Origin of the sequence: Novosphingobium naphthalenivorans NBRC 102051, assembly GCF_001590985.1 — a bacterium.
GTDB classification, from domain to species: Bacteria; Pseudomonadota; Alphaproteobacteria; order Sphingomonadales; family Sphingomonadaceae; genus Novosphingobium; species Novosphingobium naphthalenivorans.
This window is the reverse complement of record NZ_BCTX01000154.1, coordinates 1-4,773: the sequence shown is the minus strand read 5'-3', so window position 1 is coordinate 4,773 and position 4,773 is coordinate 1. Positions and strand designations below refer to the sequence as shown.

The 4,773-nt window shown below is 65.5% G+C and carries 7 protein-coding genes; 1 reads left to right on the top strand and 6 read right to left on the bottom strand.

The window, feature by feature from the left end:
• Positions 1-13: 13 nt before the first annotated feature.
• From NN5_RS24130 to argB, 6 genes are all read right to left on the bottom strand, one after another.
• Positions 14-649: a MarC family protein gene (locus NN5_RS24130; protein ID WP_067739147.1), complete on the bottom strand. Its 636-nt coding sequence runs from the start codon at positions 647-649 to the stop codon at positions 14-16.
• Positions 650-654: 5 nt separating this feature from the next.
• A complete protein-coding gene (locus NN5_RS24125; RefSeq protein ID WP_067739144.1) occupies positions 655-1,362 on the bottom strand; it encodes a hypothetical protein in 708 nt (235 codons plus the stop codon).
• Positions 1,362-2,252, bottom strand: coding sequence for a bifunctional methylenetetrahydrofolate dehydrogenase/methenyltetrahydrofolate cyclohydrolase FolD (folD, locus tag NN5_RS24120; protein WP_174523934.1), 891 nt, complete (start codon positions 2,250-2,252; stop codon positions 1,362-1,364). Before folD ends, NN5_RS24125 begins: the two co-directional genes overlap by 1 nt.
• Positions 2,245-2,535 carry a YggT family protein gene (locus NN5_RS24115; RefSeq protein ID WP_067739138.1) on the bottom strand — a complete coding sequence of 97 codons (291 nt, stop codon included), beginning with the start codon at positions 2,533-2,535 and terminating at the stop codon, positions 2,245-2,247. Before NN5_RS24115 ends, folD begins: the two co-directional genes overlap by 8 nt.
• A 138-nt stretch (positions 2,536-2,673) precedes the next feature.
• Positions 2,674-3,246 carry a hypothetical protein gene (locus NN5_RS24110; RefSeq protein WP_067739136.1) on the bottom strand — a complete coding sequence of 191 codons (573 nt, stop codon included), beginning with the start codon at positions 3,244-3,246 and terminating at the stop codon, positions 2,674-2,676.
• 35 nt (positions 3,247-3,281) lie between these two features.
• Positions 3,282-4,193 (bottom strand): acetylglutamate kinase, encoded by a 912-nt coding sequence (gene argB / locus NN5_RS24105; RefSeq protein WP_067739135.1) that lies wholly within the window; start codon positions 4,191-4,193, stop codon positions 3,282-3,284.
• A gap of 114 nt (positions 4,194-4,307) precedes the next feature.
• Between argB and NN5_RS24100 the strand changes: the two genes are divergently transcribed.
• Positions 4,308-4,751 (top strand): hypothetical protein, encoded by a 444-nt coding sequence (locus NN5_RS24100; RefSeq protein ID WP_067739133.1) that lies wholly within the window; start codon positions 4,308-4,310, stop codon positions 4,749-4,751.
• The last annotated feature ends 22 nt before the right edge of the window (positions 4,752-4,773 follow it).

Below are 4,773 nucleotides of genomic sequence, written 5' to 3'. Positions count from 1 at the left end.
TTGGCCCCAGGGCTTATCCCAGCAGCGAGGACTTCACTCCGTCGATCACGTATTGCGCCGCCAGAGCGGCCAGCAGCACGCCGAGCAGGCGGGTAATCACCGCTTCCACCTTGTCGCCCAGCACGCGCATCAGCGGCCCGGCCGCGGCCAGCGCGCCGAAGCTGAGGATCATGACCGACAGCATCGCGGCCAGCACCGTGGCGGTCTGCTCGAAGCCGTGGGCGCGGCTCATCAGCAGCATGATCGTCGCGATCGAGCCGGGGCCGGCCAGCATCGGCATGGCCATCGGGAAGATCGAGACGTCCTCGATCTCCGGCGTATGGCCGTGCTGTGCGATGATCTTCTCCGCGCGCTCCTCGCGGCGCTGGGTGCGCTTTTCGAAGACCATCTCGACCGCGATCATGAACAGCATAACACCGCCGGCAATGCGGAAGGCATCCAGTTCGACATGCAGCGCGCCCAGCAACTGCTTGCCGAACAGCGCGAAGACCACGAGGATCGCCGCCGCGATCAGGCAGGCGCGCGCGGCCATGCTCACGGCCTGACGGCGGCTCGCGTCGGCCGAGAGCCCGGCATAGATCGGAGCACAGCCCGGCGGGTCGATCACCACGAACAGCGTGATGAAGGCGGAAAGAAAGAGATCCAGCATCGCGGTTACTGCGCCTGACCGGCAACTGAGGAAGAAAGCACTTCGGCCATCCCGCTGCCCTTGCGCAGCGAAACCGACAGCGTGCGGGCATTACCCGCCGTCACATGATAGGCCCAGGCCAGCGTGCCGTCATCGGACTGGCCTGCACCGTCCATCCCGGCCTCGCGCCGCTTCTCGCGCGGCGCCTCAGGACTGCCCGGCGGCGGGCCGCCCCGGCGCTTGGGGCAATCGGCCACGACTGCCGACAGCCAATCCGGTTTCTGGAGCGGCTGCGCCAGCGTATCGCCCTGATCGAGCACCCAGCGGTAATCGCCCTTCTTCTGCTGCTTCCAGATCGTGGTGAAATAGCCCACCGAACCATCCGGCCGGTGCCACTCGCCCCTGGTGACGCCCAGCGTGCCATCGCAGCTCATCCAGACTTCATAGGGCTCCCACTGCACTGGCTGGGCAGGGTCTTTCTGACGCTTGAGCCAATCCCTGGCCATGACCGGCTGCGGCACGAACATCACCGCCTCGTCATCGGCGAACTTGTCGAAAGCGGTCCACTGTCCCTTCTCGCGCGCCGCGCGGGCAAAAGCGATTTCGGCCGCGATCAACGCGCTGGGATTGGCCGTGCCCACGCCCGCGGGGCGGCGGCGCTTTTCCGCACTGGCCGGCGCGGCGAGAGAGATCGCCACGGCCGCCAGCATCAGAACGGCGCCGCCCCGCTTCATCAAAGCGCGCTCTCGTCGAGATCGAGCCCGGCGGCGCGGTGTGCGGCAACGATCGTGTTGCGCAGCAGGACGGCAATCGTCATCGGACCGACACCGCCCGGCACCGGCGTGATCGCGCCTGCGACTTCACGGGCAGAGGCAAAGTCGACATCGCCCACCAGCTTGGTCTTGCCTTCTTCGGCGGCAGGAACGCGGTTGATGCCCACGTCGATCACCGTCGCGCCCGGCTTGAGCCAGTCACCCTTGACCATTTCGGGACGGCCAACGGCGGCCACCACGATATCGGCGCGGCGCACGACACCGGGCAAGTCCTTGGTCCGGCTATGCGCGACAGTCACCGTGCAGCTTTCGGCAATGAGAAGCTGCGCCATCGGCTTGCCGACGATGTTCGAGCGGCCGATCACGACAGCATCGAGACCCGAGAGCGAGCCCAGCTTGTCCTTGAGCAGCATCACGCAGCCCAGCGGCGTGCAGGGCACGAAGCCCGGCAACCCGGTCGCCAAACGCCCGACATTGACGACATGGAACCCGTCCACGTCTTTGTCCGGGTTGATCGTGGCGATCACCTTCTGCTCGTTCATGTGCGAAGGCAGCGGCAACTGGACGAGAATGCCGTCCACCGCGGGATCGGCATTGAGCTGTTCGACCAGCGCCAGCAGGTCCGCTTCGGACGTATCGGCAGGCAGCTTGTGCTCGAAGCTCTCCATGCCGCAGGCCACGGTCTGCTTGCCCTTGTTGCGGACATAGACCTGGCTGGCCGGGTCCTCACCCACGAGCACCACGGCGAGGCCTGCCTTGCGGCCGGCCTTCGCCTCGAAAGCCGCCGCAACAGTGGCGACGCGTGTGCGCAAGCCCTCGGCGAAAGCCTTTCCGTCGATAATGTCAGCCATAGCTATAGACCATCGGCTCCATGAACTTCACGACCACCATGATGCCGATGATCAGGACCATCGGCGAAAAGTCGATCCCGCCCGTGTTGGGCATGACCTTGCGAATGGGATTGAGCATCGGATCAAGGATCGCATTGAGTCCGCGCCACAGGGCCGCGACGAACTGGTTATGCAAGTTGACCACATTGAAGCTGATCAGCAGCGACAGGATGAACCAGACCAGGATCACGGTCTGGAGGACCTGCAGCAGATAGATAAGGGCGTTGAACAGACCGCCAAGCATAGGGCGTTGGGCCTTTCACTGGGGGATATGGAATGGGCGGCCTGATAGCCGAGACCGGCGCCGGGGGAAAGGCCGCGCTCTGTGGCGGGCAGATAGCCGCCGACGAGGGTCGTGGCCCAGGTGAATATCGGGCAGGCGTTACTGAACCAGTGTGGAAGTCCGCTCGATTCGCCAGTTGAGCTGTTCTTCGCTGGCACCCGGTACATCGTTGACCCGGCGCAGGACGATCGTTCCGCGCTTGGACGGACGCCCGTCGGCGAAATCGACCACGATCGGCGCCTCGTAATAGAGCGAGCCCGCCGCCCCTTCGGTATCGCCCTTGCCGACCGCGATCTTCGGGCTGGCCTGACCGCCGAATTCGGCCTGCAGCTTTTCGGGCGTCATCTGCGCATCGAGGCTCCACACCTTGGCGGCATCGACCCAGTCTCCCACGCGCAGGGCATTGGTATAGTAACGCAGCACCCGCTCGGGATCGCGGCGTTCGGTCAGCGCGCCCATGTCGAGCCCGGCGGCGATACCGGCGCTGGCGGCAGCGGAAGCATCGACCGAAGGCAGCGGCGCAGGCGCATCGAGCAGCGTATCGGTCGCCTCTCCCGTCGCATCCGTCGTCGCGTCCGGAGCGGGCGGATTGGTGTCGCACGCGGCCAGCAGCAGCACGCTGCCGGAAAGTGCGGTGGCGAGCATGGCCCTGACGGCGGCGTTTTTGCGCATGGGAATTGCGATACCTTTCAGCCCTTGGGGTCCCCTCACATGGACGTCTGGCCCGCGCGGATCAACGTGCCAGCACCTTCCTGCGTAAATATTTCCAGTAACATGGCATGTGACACCCGCCCGTCAAGCACGACGGCCGCCTCGCAACCGGCTTCGACGGCATGAACGCAAGTTTCGAGCTTGGGAATCATACCACCCGAAATCGTGCCGTCTTCCTGAAGACGCTCGATATCGGACGGACGAAGATCGGTGAGCAGGTTGCCCTGCTTGTCGAGCACGCCATGCACGTCGGTGAGCAGGAACAGCCGGGCGGCACCGAGCGCGGCGGCGATCGCCCCGGCCATGGTATCCGCGTTGACATTGTAGGTCTCGCCATCGGCGCCGGGCGCGATCGGCGCAATCACCGGGATCATGCCGGCGGCCGAGATCGTTTCGATCACCGAAATGTCGATCTTCTCGGGCTCCCCCACGAAGCCGAGATCGACAACCTTTTCGATCAGGCTGTCCGGATCCTTCTTGGTGCGCTGGACCTTGCGGGCCGTGACCATCTTGCCGTCCTTGCCCGAAATGCCCATGGCCTTGCCGCCAGCCTTGGCGATCCAGCCGACGATCTCCTTGTTGATCGAGCCCGACAGGACCATTTCGGCCACTTCCGCCGTGGCCTTGTCGGTCACGCGCAGCCCGTCGATGAACTGGCTTTCGATCCCCGCCTTCTTGAGCATGGCCCCGATCTGCGGCCCGCCGCCATGGACGACCACCGGATTGATGCCCACCGCCTTGAGCAGCACGACATCCTCGGCAAAGTCATGCGCCAGCTCGGGATCGCCCATCGCATGGCCGCCGTACTTCACCACGAAGGTGCGCCCGGCATATCGCTGCATGTAAGGCAGCGCGTCTACGAGGGTTTCGGCCTTGGCGAGGAGGGCGGGATCGTGCGGATTCGGCATGTTTTGCGCTTTAGCCCCCTCGGCGCGGATTTGAAGGGGTTTTCAGGGACTATTTCAACTTCCCGCGAAGGCGGATACTCGTATGCGGCAGCGCGGGCACGACGGAGAGACGAGATGAAAGGCCTTATAGCCGTGACGGCCCTGATGCTTGCCGGGTGCGGCGGGCAGCAAGACCAGGCCCCGCCGCAGACACCGGCGAGCTATCACATCGGCAAGGCCGATCTGGCCCGTGCCACGCCGAACGACATCTGCCGCGCGCGCGATGCCGCCTTCCTGCGCAACCTCCTGCTGCGCGTGACCGCCGCCCTCCCGCCCGGAACGCAGGGCTTCGATTTTGCGGATTTCGACGCTCGCGACATGGCTGGAGGCAAAGGCATGGAGGCAGTGCTGCGCTTTCATTCTGCCGGCCCCGATGGCCATGCGCAGATGATGTATGCGGCCGGGCCGTTCGATCCCGCGACCTGCACCGTCGGCCCCATGGCCGGTGGCACCGGCGGCGGCCCTCACGCCGCAGGCGCGGCAGAGACCTTCCATATCGCCGGAAACGGCGGCGGCTGACCGGAACGGCCCGCGCGCCTAG